The following is a 17,032-nucleotide window of genomic DNA, read 5'->3' on the forward strand; positions in this document are numbered from 1 at the left end:
GTGTGGGTGGGCGGGAGTGGGGTGGGCGGGAATGACTAAGGCCCCGCCGGGGGTGGCGGGGCCTTTGGTCGTGTCGGGGCGGGCGGGCGGCTAGATCGTCGCCTCGGCCTCGGCGGGCCAGCTCATCCGTATCTGGACCCCCTTGGGCGTGGCGGCGATGTCCACATCGTCGGCGAGCCCGGCGATGACCGCCAGCCCCAGCTCCGCCGTACCCTCGCCCAGGCCGTACTCGAGCTCGTCCGCGTCCAGGGCCGTCGGGAGGTCACCCGGAGTGCCGTCGCCGGGCACGGTGTCGCTGACGGTCACCTCGAAGCGGCGGTCGGCGCCACTGAGCTCAAGGCGGACGGGCTCGTCCGGGCAGTGCCGGCGATGCGCCTCCACGGCACGCGAGCACGCCTCACCGACCGCGAGCCGGACCTCGTCCAGCAGCGGCTCGGCGACGCCGCTGCGGCGGGCAACGGCGGTCACGATCAGGCGTGCGGTCCGGACGTGGACGGGCAGCGCACTGAAGGACAGTTCAACGGTCGCCATCTCAGCTACAGGCCGCCTACTTGGCGCCCTTGCGCTTCTCCTCGGCCTCGGCGATCGAGGTGTGGATGCCGAAGACCTTGGTCAGCCCCGTGATCCGGAAGATCTTGAGGATGCGCTCCTGGGTGCACACCAGTTCCAGCGAGCCGTCGTGCGCGCGCACCCGCTTCAACCCGCCGACGAGGACGCCGAGGCCGGTGGAGTCGAGGAACTCCACCTTCTCCATGTCCACGAGCAGGTGGAACTTGCCCTTGTTGACCAGGTCGATGAGCTTCTCGCGAAGCTTCGGCGCCGTGTAGACGTCGATCTCGCCCTCCACGTTGATGACGGTGAGGCCATCGTCGGTGGTGTAGTCGTTCACCTTCAGGTCCACAGATCCTCCACGCGCCGTGCAGCACTATCCGATCCCGATGTCCGGGCCACCGGACGGTGACCGACCATCGAGACTTCGCCGTGATTCAACCACGCTCCGGCGTCGTGTACGCAGGTAATCGCCCACTCGGGCGAAAGTTCGCGCCATCCCGTCTGACCTGCTGATCTACCGGCCAGGGCAGGGGGTACGGGCCCTCCGGCGCCGGGGCGTTCCCGTAGTTTTGCCCAGGCTGGCAAACTGAAAACCTGATGGGCGCCCAAAGATCTTCAACTCCGCTGGACCGGCTCCTCGCCGACCCCGCACGGCGCGATCGCATCACCCATGTGGAGAGCGTTCCCGCACGTCAGGGCCGCCGGGCCGGGTGGCCGTCCTGGGCACCGCCGGTACTGGTCGAGCGGCTCACCGCGGCGGGCATCCAGGCCCCCTGGGAGCATCAGGCCGTCGCCGCCGACCACGCCCATGCCGGACGTTCTGTGATCATCGCCACAGGGACCGCGTCCGGTAAATCGCTGGCCTACCTGCTGCCTTGCATCGAGGCGATCTATGCGGGTGAGGAGAACCCGCGCCAGGAGGGGACGATCCTCTACCTGTCGCCGACCAAGGCGCTCGCCGCCGACCAGCTCCGCGCGCTCCGCTCCCTGCGCCTCACCCGGGTGCGGGCGGCGACCTACGACGGCGACACGCCGTGGGACGAGCGGACGTGGGTCCGGCAGCACGCGAACTATGTGCTGACCAATCCGGACATGCTGCATCGGTCGATGCTGCCCGGACATGCCCGCTGGTCCTCCTTCCTGCGCCGCCTCCGGTACGTGGTCATCGACGAGGCCCACGGATACCGGGGCGTCTTCGGGTCCCACGTCGCGCAGGTTCTGCGCCGCCTGCGCCGGCTGTGCGGGCGGTACCACTCCTCGCCGGTGTTCATCCTCGCATCGGCGACCACGTCCGAGCCCGCGTCCACCGCGTCCCGCCTCACCGGGCTGGACGTGGTCGCGGTCGACGACGACGCCTCGCCGCGCGGGCCCGCCACGTTCGCGCTGTGGGAGCCGCCGTTGACGGAGCTGCGCGGCGAGCGAGGCGCCCCTGTTCGCCGTGCCGCCACGGCCGAGGCAGGTGACCTTCTGGCCGACCTCGTTACGGAGGGCGTCCAGACACTCGCATTCGTCCGTTCCAGGCGCGGGGCAGAGTCGGTGGCGCTCAGCGCCAAGCGCGCGCTGCACGAGGTCGCCCCGCCCTTGGCCGACCAGGTCGCCGCCTACCGCGCCGGTTATCTGCCCGAGGAACGGCGTGCTCTGGAGGAGGCCCTGCGCTCCCGCTCGATCGTCGGGCTCGCCAGCACCAACGCGCTGGAACTCGGCGTGGACGTCTCCGGGCTCGACGCCGTCCTCGTCTGCGGCTGGCCCGGCACCCGCGCGTCCCTCTGGCAGCAGGCCGGACGCGCCGGACGATCCGGACAGGCCGCGCTCTCCGTTCTCGTGGCCCGGGACGATCCGCTCGACACGTTCCTCGTCCACCATCCCGAGGCGATCTTCGGGACACCGGTCGAGGCGACCGTCCTCGACCCCGACAACCCGTACGTCCTGGAACCGCACCTGTGCTGCGCCGCGTCCGAAATGCCGCTCACCGAGGACGATCTGCCGCTGTTCGGCCCGGAGACCGCCGGCCTGCTGCCCGACCTCGTCCGCCGCGGCATGCTCCGCCGCCGCCCCGCCGGCTGGTACTGGACGCGCCGCGACAAGGCCATCGACCTGGCCGATATCCGCGGAGCGGGCGGCGAACCCGTCCAGGTGGTGGAAACGCCGACCGGGCGCCTGCTCGGCACGGTGGACGAACCGTCCGCGCACACCACCGTCCACGAGGGTGCCGTCTACATCCACCAGGGCGAGTCCTACATCGTCCAGACACTCGACCTGGACGATTCGGTCGCGCTCGTAGAAGCGGCCGACCCCGACTACTCGACGACCGCCCGCGATGTGACCGACATCAGCATCGTCGAACGGCTCCGCTCGATCTCCTGGGGTGAGGCCACGCTCTGCTTCGGAACCGTCGACGTGACCCGGCAGGTGGTCGCGTACCAGATGCGCCGCCTGCACACCGGTGAGATGCTCGGCGAGAAGCCCCTGGACCTGCCGCCCCGCACGCTCCGCACCCGCGCCGTCTGGTGGACGCTCTCCGAAGGCCAGATCGCCGCCCTGGACGACCTGGACCTGGCCGGCGCCGCCCACGCCGCCGAACACGCCTCGATCGGCCTGCTCCCGCTGTTCGCCACATGCGACCGCTGGGACATCGGGGGCGTGTCCACGGCGGTCCACCCTGACACCGGGCTCCTCACCGTCTTCGTGTACGACGGCCATGAGGGCGGCGCGGGATTCGCCGAACGCGGCTACGCGGACGCCTCCTCCTGGCTCCGCGCGACACGCGACGCCATCGCGTCCTGCGAGTGCGACTCGGGCTGCCCGTCCTGCATCCAGTCCCCCAAGTGCGGCAACGGCAACGACCCCCTGGACAAGGCGGGCGCATTGAAACTCCTGGCCGTCCTCCTGGACCGGGCCCCCTGAGACCGCCCGTCCGTCAGTTCGGGGCGACGCGCTGGGCCGGCACCGGGGGCTGGTCGTCCATGCCGCGCCGCGCCTGGGCGAGCGCCTGCTGCAGCCTCCGCCGCTCCATCTCCAGCGTCTGCAGGGACTCCTCGTGCTCGTCCCGCAGGTCCCGCAGCTCACGCCGCACGTTCATCGCCCGCCTGAAGCCGAGCGCCGCGACCATCACCCCGGACATGAACACGACCGCGACCACGGCCCCGGCCATGAAGACGTGCCACTGCTGCGTGATCCCCGGAATCTGCTCACCGAACATGGACATCTGGACGTCGCCGGTGTTGTCCAGCACCACGGCGACACCGGCCACGGCGGCGGCGAGCGCCACGATCAGGCCCAGGAAGATCATGCGGGGGTCTCCTCTCCATCAGGCCCTGCGGGGGACAGGACCGAGGTCTCGGACGACAGGGACGCATTCCCGGACGATCCGGGCGTTCCGACTGGCAAGGCAGCCTAGACCCTGCCCAAACCCCCTCGCCACCGTCCCGCCCAAGCCGACACGGCGAGGTCACCCCCGCGGGGTTACTTGCGGCGATGGCCGCGCTTGCGCCCTTCGGCCGAAGCGGACTTGGCCGAGGGAGGCTTGGCCAGCCGGACGTTCACGCCGCCGGAGCCCTTGCCGAGGGTCGCGGGACGGCGGCCCGCCTTCGGCTTGGTGGAGGCGTTGCGCGGCGGCACACCGGGCCTTGCCGGCTTGGCGCGCTTGCCGGAGATGACGGCGGACATGACCGGCGCCGTCTTGGCGCGGGCCTCGGCACGCGCGATCTGTTCGCGCGCCTTGCTCACCCGCTTGCGGCCGGTACCACTGCGCGCCGCACGGGCCGCCATGCCGGTGTTGCTCGTGCCCGCCTGGGCGACGCGCAGCCGGCGCGTCCAGGTGCCGAGGTGCGCGGCGACGATCAGGAGGACCAGCGCGATGCCCACGCTCTTGCCCCACTGGAGCCTGTCGGTCGCCGCGACGTCCTGCGCCTTCGGCGAGTCGGTGGCGATCTGTGGCGCCGGGTAGGTGAAGCCGGGCGTCGCACCGTCCGGCTGGACGGACGGGAGCGTCACCGGCGACTCGTTGTTGAACGGCGTCAGCGGCGTCCCCGCCCTGGGCACGCTGGAGTTCGAGGGGAGGGACGGAACCGTGCCGCCGGGCAGCGCCCCGGACCCGCCGCCCACCGTGGCGGTCGCCGAGGAGGCGCCGGAGTACAGCGACCCGCCCGTCCCGGTGGAACGCCTCGCCCGGACGCCCACGGAGACCGTGCCGCTCGACCGGGTCAGCGCCAGGGTGGTGGAGCAACTCGTCCCCTGGCACAGGGAACCCAGGGAGCCGGACTTGGACTTCACACCGGACCCCGAGAGCGCGTAGCCGATGAGGTCGTCTTCCATGCCGCGGTTCCATTTCACGACGAGCCTGCGGCCGGACACGTCCGCGGACACGCCGGTGGGGGCGGCAGGGGCGATCCGCACGGTGACGGTGTTGGAGTCGTAGACGCCGCCGGTCTGCTTGCCCTTCAGGTAGACCTTGTAGCGGCCGTTCTGAGTGATCGGGAAGGTCCCGGACATGTCCCCGGAGAAGCCCTTCTCCGCGAGGAAGATGTCACCGATCCCCGGGCCGGCCACCCGCAACTGCATCGTGATCGCGAAGTCGAAGTGGGCCTTGGCGGTCAGCTGGGATCCGCTCGTGATGACCGCGCCGTCCGCCGGGGTGATGACGCTCGTCGTCGCGGCCCGCGCGGGCATGGCGCCGAGTACCGGGAAGCTCATCGCAAGGGGCGCCGCGAGCACGACCGCACCGATCCTGCGAATGATGGTCACCTAATCCTCCGAAGGATGTCCTGGCCTTCAGGCCAGGGAGGAATTCGGACTCCGCCAGGAGCGGCCCGGCGCAGTGTCCTGCTCGTCCCGTCCCGCCAGGGGCCTCGCGGGGCTGCACACCGCGTCCGGTGATAACCGTGGGCTTACGGCAGCGTAACGCACCCTCGGGTGGCAGAAGTCACAGGACGATGACAAAGCGCAACGTGTCGGCATCCTCCGCGACCCCTTCCACTCTATTGACACTCAGTGCAACGAGCCGTGCCGCGTCAGGTTACGCCGTCTCGTCCCACAGGACCAGCCCTGGCCCGGGAAACAACCCGCAGGCCCGCGCCCCCCATCGGCACCTTCAGGGGGACGATCACCGAGACATCGACGACGTCTCCGCTCACCCGGCAGCGCGACAACCGGGCACCCGACTCGGCCGCGACGCCCCTCGCCCGCTCGCACGCGGCCCCCTCGCCCTCGGCCACCCGCGCCGCGCCCGCCAAGGCCGCCATGTCGGCCGCCGCGTCACCCCGGTGCCTCGCCCCCCGCACCCCGCCGACCACGATCGCCGCCACACCGACCACCCACACGACGGCCGCGAACGCCACCACCCAAACCGTCCCCGACCCCCGATCCCCCCTGACCGCCCCCCACACCTTCACCAGCCCCTCCATTCACTCAAAACCAGCCTCACCTGCACTGTCGTCCTGATGTGGCGCATCACCCCCGCACGGACGCCGATCGGATTCAGCCGTACCGGGGTGGACGCCGGGCTCCGTATGCCGCGTATCACCTCTTTGTGGACGGCCGGGCCACCCATGGGTGAGCCAATGAGCGCCGAGCAGCTCGCGACACATCACCTCCTTGTGGACGGCTTGTCGGGTCCGGCGGCGCCGGGAGGAACGCCGGGTTCCGTTGCGGCTGCTACGTGGGCGTGGACGGTCAGGGGTGGGAGGCCGGACGCCGCGGGCGGTTCGACCGGGGCGGAGACGTCCACATGGACGGTGGCCTCATCGCGGCGGACCCGCACGGTCGCCTCCTTCGGGACGGCCCTCACCACGAGATCGCGTACAGCAGTGAGGGACTCACCCCGGGCGGCGGCGCGCGCCCCGGTTCGGGCCGCGTCCGTACAGGTGAGCTGGACGGACACGGCCACCAGTGCCCACAGCGCGACCGCGGTGATCAGTACCAGGGCGGGGAGTGCCACGGCGATCTCCGCCGTGGCCATCCCGCGATCGCTCAGCCCGCGAGCCTGAGTGCCTTCTCGATGATCTGTAAGAGCAGCGACTTCACCTGCGAACTGGTCACGATCTTGAACAGCAGGCCGGCGAAGGCCGCCGCCGCGATGGTTCCGACCGCGTACTCGGCGGTGGACATCCCCCGATCCCTGCACGCCCCGGACCATCGCCGCACCACCATCTTCATCGCCCGCATGGGGCTCCTTCCGCTCGTGGTTCCCCTCAAGGCTGCCGACCCGAGAAGCACCCCGGCACCCGAACCCGCTTCTGTGGAAAACGGAATCGCCACCACGGCACCAGCCGAACTCCCTCGGCAGCCGCCCCCCACGTGGTGGCCTAACGGCCATTCCGTCGGCCCTGCCCTTGCTCCAGCGGACAGGGGGCCGCGGTTCCCGCAACCCGCAGCCCCGGGTCGCTTACGCGCTTAGCCCTCGCCCCGCTCCACCATCAGCAGGTCGCCGCGCGGGGCACGGCCGCCGGCCGATCAGCATGGCGCCACGGTCACTGCAGGTCAGCGGGCACACGGTCCGAGGCAGGAACGGCCCGGTGGTCGCCGCTCAGAAGCCCGGAAACCGCTCGGAAGCCTGATGACACCAGGTGTAGAGGCTGTAGCTGCGGGCTTGGGTCGTGACCACTTCTGGAAGCCTGTCAGTGAGGGCGAACCCTGCCGCCTCAGCCACGGCAATGCTGGGGTGATTATCCAGCTCGATCTCCAACAGCACTTGAGGCAGCCCCAACGTCTGATGCGCGTATTCAGTCATCAGCAGGAGGGCACGCGTTGCCAGGCGTTGGCCTCGGTGTGCAGCTCCCACGATGTAGCTGATACCGCCGGTAGAGAGGTTGATGCGCACTTCGCCCTTGGGGTCGCCGCCTTGGGTGATCGCCAACTGGAGGTGCCGTCCGGTCGTGTGGTGCAGCCGGGCTTGATCAAGGTATTCACGGGCGGCACGCAGAGTGAAGGGCGAGGCGAGGGGGGTTCGGAACGCCACTTGCGGATCGTCGAACAGCTCCACCATGACCGGCAGGTCGTCATCCCTCCATGCCCGCAGCACCAGGTCATGCCCCGTGATCCGGAGAGAGCGCCAGTCGTTGAGCGCCCTTTGATCTTCCACGTGGTCATTCTGGCAGCCTTCTGCGGCCTGATACCGTCCGCGCCCGCCTACCGCACGCAGTCATCGGTGGCCGTGGAAAGTGCCCATGCTGATGATTTGGTTCCCAACCAACAGTGATGACGGTCCTGGCGGCATCCCCGGTAGGCGTGCCTCTCCCACCAACTGACGTCCTTGAACCGTCCTCTCGTCGGGGATGTCGCTACGCACACGGCCGACACTCCGGCCGGACGGCTCAGCACCGCCGTGTCATGGCCCATGCACGTCCGCCAGTCCAGCACGATCCCCCACCGGCCGACCATCCGGTGCGCCCCTCGGCGGGGGTCGGGTTCAGCCGAGGGACGCACGCTTTTGGCGAGGTGATTAGAGCGGGATCACTTAACCCAGCTGACACCGCTCATAGCTCACCTCCTAGTAGCTGGTCGATGTGCTCGCGCAGTGTGCGGAGCATGGGCGGGTAGCGGTCGGCGTGAATCTGGAGCACCCTCACCAGTTCGGGGCCGAAGTAGCGCCGATGCCGCCCCTTCTCCTCGGGACGCAGACAAGTGATGACGCCCTTGTCCGCCCAGGAGCGCAGGCGTGAAGCCGGTAGGTCCAGGAGCCCCGCCGCGATGGTCGGAGTGAGCCACGGGCCTTCCTCCAAGCCGTGAAGCGCGGCGATCCAGCCCCAGGCCAGGCGCTCGGTCGTGTCCTGAACATCTATGTCCGGCCGGAGCGTCATGCCATCACTGCCTGCTGCATGACGGACAGTTCAGACCAGACGACCTTCCCCCACGGGGCCACGGGGTAGAAGCCCCAGCCGACCGAGAGAGCATCCACCATGTAGAGGCCGCGCCCGTTCTCACGCTCGAAGTCCAGCGGTAGAAGCTGCGGTTCGCTGGGGCACCTGTCCCAGACCTCCACCGCAACGCTTGACCCGAAACCGAGCAGGCGGATGCGGATCAGCTTGGACGTCGGCATTCGCTTCCACTGCCCGTCCGCGTACTGCTCGCAGACCTTGATGGCGTTCGTCACCAGCTCGGTACCGACGGTGAGCATGTCGTCTATGACGTGCGCTGCACGCCAGTGCTGGAGCGTTCTTTTAAGAAAGATGCGGGCGACAGCTGTTGAGTCGGGCACGGCCACGATGTCAAGGGTGTCGCTGAAACGTACCGGTTTCTTGAGGTGTGTGGCGTGCTTGTAGATCATGCGCCTTTCCCTCGGGGTGGGGGTCATGGTCGGGGTGGTCTGACGGCACCCCTCCATCGGCTACCACCAGACCGCGCCTGGTCACTGCGACGTGACGCTCCGAAGTATTCGCCGCAAGATTCCGATGTGCAAGGCTTTCAGATAGAAATCATGCTGATCGGATTCCACGTATGGGAACCTTGCTTGCAGACTGGTCGATCGGGTGCTTTCATTACGGATGAAAGACCCGGGTCAGAGAGGTGATGCGATGCCGACGCGGCCCACCGGAACGACGGTGCCTCGCCGCCAACTCGGGCGACATCTGCGCGAGTTGCGCGGTAAGGCTCGTCTTACCGTCAAGGCAGCAGCGGAAGCCATGGAATGGTCAGAGACGACCATTTGGCGAATTGAAAACGGGCACACGTCTGTACGCGGGCACGATGTTGAACTGATGTGCAGAATTTACGGTGCTCCTATCAAGCTCACCGAGGGTCTTGTCGGCCTTGCCAAAGAGACGAAGAACGGAAAGTCGTGGTGGCACGCCTACGGCGACGTAATCCCCGAAAGCTTCGACCTGTACATCGGATTGGAGGAGACAGCCGAACGGCTGTCGTCCTACCAGTCCGAGCGAGTGCCGGGCCTGGTGCAAACCGAGGACTACGCCCGAACCCTTATTCGGGCGGACAACCCCAGCGAGAGTGACGAGGAGATCGAACGGCGCGTCCAGGTTCGCGTCCAGCGACAGGCGTTGCTCACCCGGATCGTTGAACCGCCTCAGATCAACTTCGTGCTCCATGAGGCCGTCCTGCGTCCGGCGATCGGCAGTAACGAGATCATGGCTGGTCAGCTCGCCCATCTGGCCGAGGTGAACCGGCTCCCCAACGTCTCGGTGCGCGTAATTCCGTTCGTCCACGGTCTTCACCCCGGCATCATGTCCGGCCAGTTCGTCATGATGCACTTCCCTGCCAATGGGGATGGTCGTCCGAGCGAGCCGACGACCATCTACGTAGAGGGTTTCACCGGAGCCCTCTACCTCGAAAAGCCGGAAGAGGTTGAGCGATACCAAGCCGCCTTCACGTCGACCTGGAATGCCGCTCTCAGTGAAGCGGACAGCACGAGTTTCCTCCACCAAGCAGCAAAGGGCTTTCAGCGTGAGTGACATCGACAAGGAGCGGACGACGTGGCGCAAGTCGAGCCGCAGCAATGGACAGCAGGAATGCGTAGAAGTGGCTGCGGCAGGAAAAGGCCGGGTGGCCGTGAGGGATAGCAAGAACCCATCCGGCCCCATGCTGCTGCTTACGTCCGCCGACTTTGCCGCGATCAGGCGTGGCATCATCGCGGACAAGCACCACGGGGCGTAACCGCCCTCGGATCGGGGAAGCATCGCGCCCGATCAGCCGAGGCTGATCGGGTGCTTCCCACAGCAGTGGACGCCCCGCGATCCCTGTACATCCCAGAGCATCACTACACCACCATCTTCATCGCCCGCATGGGGCTCCTTCCGCTCGTGGTTCTCCTCAAGGCTGCCGACCCGGAAAGCAGCCCGGCGACCGAACACGCTTCTGTGGAAACCGGGTTCACCGGGGCAGGAGGATGGTCGAGGCGATCCCGGCGATGGCTGGGACGACGCCGAGGAGGACGAAGGCGGGCAGGAAGCACAGGCCGAGCGGGGCCAGTGCCCGGACGCCCGCCGCGCGGGCCTTAGCTGCGGCCTCCGTCCGGGCGGCGCGGCGCTGGTCACGCGCGAGGCGGCTGAGGGACGGCGCCAGCGCCGCACCCGTGGACGTGGCCCGGACGGCCGTCCGGGCGAGGGGCGCGAGCATCGGCTCCCTCGTGAGCGCGAGCCACACCTCCGCAGGGTCGGCACCAAGCCTGATCTGGACGGAAACAGATCGCAGTTCATCCCCGAGCGGCCCTCCCACCGCGTCCGCTACCGCGGCCACGGCATCGTGCCAGGGCGCGCCGCCACGCAGACACGCGGCGAGGAGATCCACCGCGACGGGCAGGTCCGCGATGAGGCGTGCCCTCCGGCGCCGGCGTTCCGCGTTCCCGACGCGACCGAACGAGAACCAGACGGCCACCGCGACGAGCGCGCCGATCACTCCGCCGGTCAGGCCACCCACCGTTCCCAGGCCCAGGAGCCCCGCCGCCCCAGCAGCCGCACACCGAAGACGAAGGTCGCGCCGCCGGGCAGCTTCTGAGCGGCTTCCCTCCTTCCCGTCATCCGTCCGCCTCTTCACCTGGCCGTCCGCTCGGCCGAGCACATGGCTCTTCGTCCGTCCGTGGGAAGACGGGTCGACGCGGGTGCGGTCCCAGAGCCGTGGAGCCTGTGTTCTGGTGGCCGCATGCCTCGGTGAGGATGCTCGGAGCTGACCTGCCAGCCGCTGCGCGGCGGCGTTCCTCTCCTTGGGGAGAAGAAAGGCCGATGCCGCCGCGCAGAGCACAGCCGCCAATGCCGTCATTGCTTCACCTGCTCCTCCTCGTTGACCAGGCCACTGTCGTGCGGCTCGGCCGGGACTTCGGCCCGGTGCGAGGCCATGTCACCCATTACCGCCACCGCCTGAGCACACCGCGCGGATCACGGCTCGGGTCCACGCTTTGGCCGCTCCCCCCTGAGAGGAAGGGGATTCTTGAGGCCCCCGCCATGGAGATGTGCGGGGATTCCCCGCTCGGGCCGCCTTCTGCCCCGGCGGGGCAGGAGGTCTTCCACATCAACGCCGTCCCGGTTCAGCCCCGCCCGGACGAGCATCACACGCGCGGAGTTCTTGTCCCTGGGCGAGACGGCTCCGCACACAATGCAGGTGAACGCGATCCTGGAAACGCGCGGTCGGCCCCCGGATGGGCAGGTGTGGCCGCCGTGGGGCGTGACGGCCTTCGGGGAGGCCGGTCCAGGGAGTCTTCCAGGAGCACGGGGGTGACGGTCAGTGGGGTGACTCGGCGTTCTTGGCCAGGTGGCGGGTCCAGTAGAGGCCCAGGAAGTTGAGGGCCATGCCGACGATCAGGCACGCCAGGCCGGGGAGGGTCCCGCAGAGGAACGGGATCGGGTGAGCGCCCAGGGCCGCGGCCATGGCCAGGCCGAGAAGCGGGAGGACGGCGAGCAGCCTGGCCGTCGCACGCGGGCCGGCGAGCTGGACCGACACGTCCTGCCGCTGGGCCTCTTCGGCGCGCAGCGCGCCCGCCAGGCCGTCCAGGACGGTCGCGAGCGTGCCGCCGCGTTCCGCGCCGATGCGCCAGCAGGCCGCCAGGAGACGGAGCCCCTCGGCTCCTGGCCGGGCCGCCAGCTCGTCCAGGTGGTCTGGCGGCGGGCGGGGGATGCGAAGGAGCTCCTCGGACACCTGCGGGTCCAGGACGGCGGCCGCCGCCGTGAACGCCTTGTCGGGGGTCCGGCCGGCGGACAGTTCGGCGGCCATGGCGTCGCAGAGTTCGATGACGGACGTCCGCCACCGCTGCGGGCGGGTCCGGCGTTCTCGCAGGGCCTCGGCTCTGGCTCTCAGGAAGCGCAGGGGGTCGTCCGGCGGCGGGGTGACGAGCCGGTCGAGGCGGTGGGCCGCCGGAGAGGGGGTCAGGAGCATCCAGACGGCGGCGGCCGAGCAGAGCACCGCCAGTGCGATGATCATCGGTCTTCCTCCAGCCGGGTGTGGAGGGCGTCCGCACCGGGGGCCGGAACGACCTCGCCGGACGCGGTGAACGACACGGCCGGGACGGCACCGACCAGGCCGTCGGACGCTCGGCGCAGAAGGCAGATCTCGGCCACGCGGCGGCGTCCGCCGCCCGGGTCGCGGACCAGGTGCACGACGATGTCCAGTGCGGCGGCCAGTTGGCTGTGCACGGCCTCCCGGGTCAGGCCCGCGGCGCACGCCAGCGCTTCCAGGCGCGCCGGCACGTCCGCGGCCGTGTTGGCGTGGAGGGTGCCGCACCCGCCTTCGTGGCCCGTGTTCAAAGCCTGTAGGAGAACGACGACCTCCCGGCCTCTGACCTCGCCCACGACCAAGCGGTCGGGGCGCATGCGGAGTGCCTGGCGGACCAGGTCGTCGAGGGTCACTCCTCCGGCGCCCTCCACATTGGGCGGGCGGGCCTCCAGGCGCACCACGTGCGGGTGGGCCGGTCTCAGTTCGGCGGAGTCTTCGACGAGGAGTAGCCGTTCGGCCGGATCGACCAGCGACAGCAGGCTGCCCAACAGGGTGGTTTTGCCCGTTCCGGTGCCGCCGGTGATCAAGAAGGCGGCTCGGGACCGGATCAGCGCGGCGAGGAGATCCGCGCCCTCGGGCGGGACGGTCCGGGCCGTGATCAGCTCGTCCAGCGTGAAGGCGCGGCGCCGCGGCAGCCGCAGGGACAGGCAGGTGCCGCCCGCGGCCACCGGCGGCAGGACCGCGTGCAGCCGCACCCCGCCCGGCAGCCGGGCGTCGGCGTAGGGGGCCGCGTCGTCGAGCCGGCGTCCGGCGGCGGCGGTGAGGCGCTGGGCCAGGCGGCGCAGGGACGCCTCATCGGTGAACCGCACGGAGGTGCGGACGAGCCCCGAACCCGTATCGGCCCAGACCTCGTCCGGGCCGTTCACCAAGATGTCGGTGACATCGGGGGCACGCAGCAGCGGCTCCAGCGGCCCCGCGCCGACGTACTCGGCGCACAACTCGTCCGCCAGCGCGAGCACCTCCCGGTCGCCGAGCAGCCGCTCCTCCGCGCGCAGGGCCGCGGCGACCCGTCCGGTGGTCGCCTCCGCGCCGTCGTTGGCGAGTCGCTCCCGTACCGCGTCGGACAATCTCGTCATGACGCCTCCTTGGTGACGAGCACGTGGTCAGGCCGCTTCTCGGTAGGCGTAGGGCTGGAGGGCCAGGTCGGCCAGGACGGTGGTGCAGAAGTCGGTGAGGGGGCCGCGCCGGCAGGCCCGTTCCAGGTCGCCTTCGTCGATGGCGGCGGGGAGGCGGCGGTCGCGTTCGAAGGCGCCGGCGGACGGGAGGCCGAGGGCGGTCGCGACCGCGTCCGGGGTGAGGCCGCCCGGGGCCGGGCCCTGGACGACGAGCCGCAGGTCGGCGGTGTCCCGGCGGAGGGCGGCGGCGAGGCCGTCGGCGGCGACGGTGGCGCGGACCTCTGCGGGGACGAGCAGGAACGTGACGTCGGCGGAGCGCAGGGCGGCGCGGCCGACGTCGCCCGGGTAGCGGGGGACGTCCGCGATGACCAGGTCGAAACCGCGGGAGGCGGCGTCGAGCAGGGCGCGGGCGGCCTCGTCGGGGACCGGGACGGGCTCACCGCGCCGCCACGACAGGACGGACAGGTCGCCGGAGCGGGGCAGGGTCTCGCGGAGGGTGGCGGCGCTGAGGCGGCCGCGCCGTTCGGCGAGGTCGGGCCAGCGGGCGCCCTCCCGCGATTCCAGCCCCAGCATGAGCTCGACGCCGCCGCCGAACGGGTCGGCGTCCACGAGGAGGGTGCGCAGGCCCTGGCCCTCGGCGGCCAGGCCGAGGGTGGCCGCGAGGACGCTGGCGCCGGCGCCGCCGCGGGAGCCGACGACGCAGAGCGTCGTGGCCCAGCCGCCTTCGGGTTCGCAGGCCGCGGCGAACGCGTTGATCAGCCAGTCCTCATGGTCGGGCAGGGCGGCGACGTCCTGCGCGCCGGCCTCGACCGCGAGCCGGTACGCCTCGGATGTGGCGCCGTCGCCGGTGACGAGGACGACGCCGGGGCGGCGCTGGAGACCGGCGGACGCCACGTCCGCGGCCATGTCGGCGCCCACGAGGATGAGGGCGGGCCACGTCCAGGCGGGTCTGGCCTCATCGGGCCCGTAGGCGACCTCCGCGTGGGCGTCGGCGGCGGCCGCGAGGCGGAGCAGGCCGTCGGCGAGGGCGGGGTCGCCCGTGACGATCAGTGCCGCGAGGTTCATCGGATGGCTCCTTCGACGTTCGGAGACATCCACCTTGCGGGGCGGGGCGGGGGCACGGACGGCGTTCGGCCGACTGTGGATAACTTCGCCGGAGTGCCTGGTGAGCGGGCCGGGCGGTGGTGCCACCGCCCGGCCGGCTCGAAAACTGGACGACCCCCGCCGGGGGGGAGAGCGGGGGTCGTCGGGCGGGTCCGGCTCCGGGGGGGTAGAGCCGGGTCCGCTTTCCAGGAAAGCCTCAAGGGAGTTCGGCCTGGGCCGTAGGTAAGTTCGTCCTATGGGAGAGGCAAACTCACTCACTCCAGTCTAGGCATATACAACATATGCTGCCCGATCATCGAGAGTGGCGTCGAGGTGCAAAGCCGTCCGGCGGATGACGAGTTTTCTCATCTGGCTGGAACATCGCGCACCGCGAGGTGTCACAAGGCGCAGGCCCCTCCACGACAGGGCGTCCCGCCCCGCGCACACGGCGTGCATAGGGACGGAAGTGGGAGCGTACAGCAGAACTAAAGATCTTTCCGTCCGCACGGCTGATCGGCCGCCAAAAGGAAACGGTCACGGTGAGTGATCAATTCCGGATCCAGCACCCAAATTCCGGATTGTCCGAAATATCCTTAACCAGCCCCGCCGGGTATCGATGTCCCGTCCGGCGCGGCCCGCGGCAGTGCGCCACGATTACCGAACAGGGGCTTGTCAGCGGGGCGGAGGGGGCGTAGACAGGTGTTACGGACCACGTGTCCGTGCACGGCAACCGGGTACCCACGCGCGACCAGCCGCGGGAGGCGCGTCGAGACGGGCTTGACCCGATCCGACGGACTTGAGATGCACGCTTGGTAACCCGGTGTGACGTGCCTGGCGGCGGCGTCCTGGAACGGGGCGCCGCTCGCTCCGTCAGGGGCTATTCCCGGACGTCCAGCCCGAGGGCCGTCGCCAGAACGATCGCCTGGTAGGGGTCGATCACCGCGCCCTTCAGCGCGGCGCCGAACGGGTCGATGGCCGAGATGTCGCTACCGCGCAGATCGCAGCCGGAGAAGTCGGCCTGGTGAAGTGACGCACCCGACAGGTCGACGCCGCGGAACTCCGCCCCCGCGCACCTCGCACCGGTGAGATCGACCTCGCGCATGCGCACGTCCGTGAACGACGCACGGCGCAGATCGGCCCCCGGCAGGCCCGTGAACGACCAGTCGCCGCCCTTCACCTTCAGCAGGTCGTACGTGCAGGAGTCGAACAGGCCGCCCACGAGTTTGCATCCCGTGAAGGCGGCGTCGAAGAACCCGCACCGGATGAACGTGCAGTTCAGGAAGGCGGCATCGGTATGGGTCGACGCATTGAAACGCACACCGCGAAACGTGCAATCGGTGAACACGGCACCGGTGCCCGTGGCCTCGGTCATGTCGACGTCCACGAACAGGACGCTTTCGTGGGTCTCCCCCGTCAGGTCGCGCGAATCCCAGTTCGCCGACGAGATCGTGGTCTCGGTGGGCGGTGCGGGGCGCCCGTGCATGCGATCGACCATGCGCACCAGCATGGCAGCGCCCACCGACAGGATCAGCCCCGCATGAACGCTTCGCAGATCGCCTGCGAGTCCCGTGCGGCGGCGGCCACAGCGGACGAACAATGCACGATCCACCGCGCGACACCCTCGGACGTACCGGACGCATAGTCCCGCAAGGCCGGGGCGTAGTCGTCACCCAGTTCCAGGTGCCCGACCTCGGGAGCCACCAGCGACTTGGGGTCGAACCCACGGGACACCAGCGTGAGGCGCTGCGCCGCACGGGCGACGAGCCCGTCCCCCAAGCCGAACGGACGCAGGGTCAGCAGCTCGCCGTGCACGACGGCCGCGACCACCAGCGCCGGCGCCTTGGTCGACTCGGTCAGCAGCCCGCTGAGGGCGTCCAGGCGCGCCGCCGCCTCGGACGGCGAAGGCGGCTCACCCAGGCCCAGGACGTCCTTCACGGCGGCGCCGGCGGAGCGCGGACGCCCCAGCTCGTCACCGTCCACCACGTCCGCCGCGGCGAGAACGTGGAGCCGGGCGAGCGCCTGCCGGGGCGCCTTCCGCCAGGTCTCCGTCAGCGTCCCCAGCTCGGCCGACACGCGCAGCGAACCCTGCACGACGGGGTCGGACGGGCTCTCGCCGGTCCGCAGCTCGTCCAGCGTGACCGAGGCACCGTCGAGGACGGCCGACGCCCGTGCCCCGCGTAGCGCCGACTCCGTGGACACCTCGGCGCTGCGCCGCCGCAGGATGCGATGGCCGAGCAGCCGGTCCACGGCCTTACGCGCGTCGTCGACGGCATCGGCGACACCGGACAGTTTCGCTACTTCAGCAAGGGCATCGGTCACGGCCCGACCCTATGCGGTCCTCCGCGACGCTC

General features: G+C 70.2%; 19 protein-coding genes. 3 read left to right on the plus strand and 16 right to left on the minus strand.

The window, feature by feature from the left end; translation table 11 throughout:
- Positions 1 to 90: 90 nt before the first annotated feature.
- Together AF1_RS09650 and AF1_RS09655 are read right to left on the minus strand one after the other, a co-directional pair.
- A complete protein-coding gene (locus AF1_RS09650; RefSeq protein ID WP_067795367.1) occupies positions 91 to 531 on the minus strand; it encodes an ATP-binding protein in 441 nt (146 codons plus the stop codon).
- A gap of 16 nt (positions 532 to 547) precedes the next feature.
- Complete coding sequence (locus AF1_RS09655) at positions 548 to 901, minus strand: STAS domain-containing protein (RefSeq protein WP_067795371.1); 354 nt, start codon at positions 899 to 901, stop codon at positions 548 to 550.
- 248 nt (positions 902 to 1,149) lie between these two features.
- Between AF1_RS09655 and AF1_RS09660 the strand changes: the two genes are divergently transcribed.
- Entirely contained in the window at positions 1,150 to 3,456 is a 2,307-nt protein-coding gene (locus tag AF1_RS09660; protein WP_067795374.1) for a DEAD/DEAH box helicase, read from the plus strand.
- 13 nt (positions 3,457 to 3,469) lie between these two features.
- Here AF1_RS09660 and AF1_RS09665 read toward each other — a convergent pair whose 3' ends face one another.
- The 8 genes from AF1_RS09665 to AF1_RS09700 form a co-directional block, all read right to left on the minus strand.
- On the minus strand, positions 3,470 to 3,841 hold the full coding sequence (locus tag AF1_RS09665; RefSeq protein WP_067795377.1) for a hypothetical protein: 372 nt from the start codon (positions 3,839 to 3,841) through the stop codon (positions 3,470 to 3,472).
- A 173-nt stretch (positions 3,842 to 4,014) separates the two neighbouring features.
- Positions 4,015 to 5,295 (minus strand): hypothetical protein, encoded by a 1,281-nt coding sequence (locus tag AF1_RS09670; protein WP_067795381.1) that lies wholly within the window; start codon positions 5,293 to 5,295, stop codon positions 4,015 to 4,017.
- Between the two features lie 266 nt (positions 5,296 to 5,561).
- Entirely contained in the window at positions 5,562 to 5,954 is a 393-nt protein-coding gene (locus tag AF1_RS09675) for an Rv3654c family TadE-like protein (RefSeq protein ID WP_067795385.1), read from the minus strand.
- Positions 5,955 to 6,136: 182 nt separating this feature from the next.
- Positions 6,137 to 6,508 carry a TadE family type IV pilus minor pilin gene (locus AF1_RS09680; RefSeq protein WP_131732365.1) on the minus strand — a complete coding sequence of 124 codons (372 nt, stop codon included), beginning with the start codon at positions 6,506 to 6,508 and terminating at the stop codon, positions 6,137 to 6,139.
- A gap of 11 nt (positions 6,509 to 6,519) precedes the next feature.
- Positions 6,520 to 6,714 carry a DUF4244 domain-containing protein gene (locus AF1_RS09685; protein WP_084262719.1) on the minus strand — a complete coding sequence of 65 codons (195 nt, stop codon included), beginning with the start codon at positions 6,712 to 6,714 and terminating at the stop codon, positions 6,520 to 6,522.
- A gap of 361 nt (positions 6,715 to 7,075) precedes the next feature.
- Entirely contained in the window at positions 7,076 to 7,630 is a 555-nt protein-coding gene (locus AF1_RS09690; RefSeq protein ID WP_067795389.1) for a GNAT family N-acetyltransferase, read from the minus strand.
- A 394-nt stretch (positions 7,631 to 8,024) separates the two neighbouring features.
- Entirely contained in the window at positions 8,025 to 8,348 is a 324-nt protein-coding gene (locus AF1_RS09695) for a MerR family transcriptional regulator (RefSeq protein ID WP_067795394.1), read from the minus strand.
- Positions 8,345 to 8,815: an ATP-binding protein gene (locus AF1_RS09700; protein WP_157419161.1), complete on the minus strand. Its 471-nt coding sequence runs from the start codon at positions 8,813 to 8,815 to the stop codon at positions 8,345 to 8,347. The genes AF1_RS09695 and AF1_RS09700 overlap by 4 nt, the downstream gene beginning before the upstream one ends.
- Before the next feature lie 247 nt (positions 8,816 to 9,062).
- Here AF1_RS09700 and AF1_RS09705 point away from each other — a divergent pair, with 247 nt between their 5' ends.
- Positions 9,063 to 9,953 carry a helix-turn-helix domain-containing protein gene (locus tag AF1_RS09705; RefSeq protein WP_067795402.1) on the plus strand — a complete coding sequence of 297 codons (891 nt, stop codon included), beginning with the start codon at positions 9,063 to 9,065 and terminating at the stop codon, positions 9,951 to 9,953.
- Positions 9,946 to 10,155: a DUF397 domain-containing protein gene (locus AF1_RS33130; protein ID WP_084262713.1), complete on the plus strand. Its 210-nt coding sequence runs from the start codon at positions 9,946 to 9,948 to the stop codon at positions 10,153 to 10,155. Before AF1_RS09705 ends, AF1_RS33130 begins: the two co-directional genes overlap by 8 nt.
- Before the next feature lie 216 nt (positions 10,156 to 10,371).
- Here AF1_RS33130 and AF1_RS36235 read toward each other — a convergent pair whose 3' ends face one another.
- The 6 genes from AF1_RS36235 to AF1_RS09735 all read right to left on the minus strand — a co-directional run bounded on the left by AF1_RS36235 (position 10,372) and on the right by AF1_RS09735 (position 17,000).
- Positions 10,372 to 10,917: a type II secretion system F family protein gene (locus tag AF1_RS36235; protein ID WP_242608593.1), complete on the minus strand. Its 546-nt coding sequence runs from the start codon at positions 10,915 to 10,917 to the stop codon at positions 10,372 to 10,374.
- A gap of 798 nt (positions 10,918 to 11,715) precedes the next feature.
- Positions 11,716 to 12,411, minus strand: coding sequence for a type II secretion system F family protein (locus AF1_RS09715; protein WP_067795405.1), 696 nt, complete (start codon positions 12,409 to 12,411; stop codon positions 11,716 to 11,718).
- On the minus strand, positions 12,408 to 13,559 hold the full coding sequence (locus tag AF1_RS09720; protein WP_067795407.1) for a TadA family conjugal transfer-associated ATPase: 1,152 nt from the start codon (positions 13,557 to 13,559) through the stop codon (positions 12,408 to 12,410). Before AF1_RS09720 ends, AF1_RS09715 begins: the two co-directional genes overlap by 4 nt.
- A gap of 27 nt (positions 13,560 to 13,586) precedes the next feature.
- Positions 13,587 to 14,663: a septum site-determining protein Ssd gene (ssd, locus tag AF1_RS09725; RefSeq protein ID WP_067795410.1), complete on the minus strand. Its 1,077-nt coding sequence runs from the start codon at positions 14,661 to 14,663 to the stop codon at positions 13,587 to 13,589.
- Between the two features lie 895 nt (positions 14,664 to 15,558).
- Entirely contained in the window at positions 15,559 to 16,176 is a 618-nt protein-coding gene (locus AF1_RS09730) for a pentapeptide repeat-containing protein (protein ID WP_067795513.1), read from the minus strand.
- Between the two features lie 32 nt (positions 16,177 to 16,208).
- Positions 16,209 to 17,000, minus strand: a complete 792-nt coding sequence (locus AF1_RS09735) for a Fic family protein (protein ID WP_067795413.1) — start codon at positions 16,998 to 17,000, stop codon at positions 16,209 to 16,211.
- Positions 17,001 to 17,032: the final 32 nt, after the last annotated feature.

The organism is Actinomadura formosensis NBRC 14204 (genome assembly GCF_001552155.1).
GTDB classification, from domain to species: Bacteria; Actinomycetota; Actinomycetes; order Streptosporangiales; family Streptosporangiaceae; genus Spirillospora; species Spirillospora formosensis.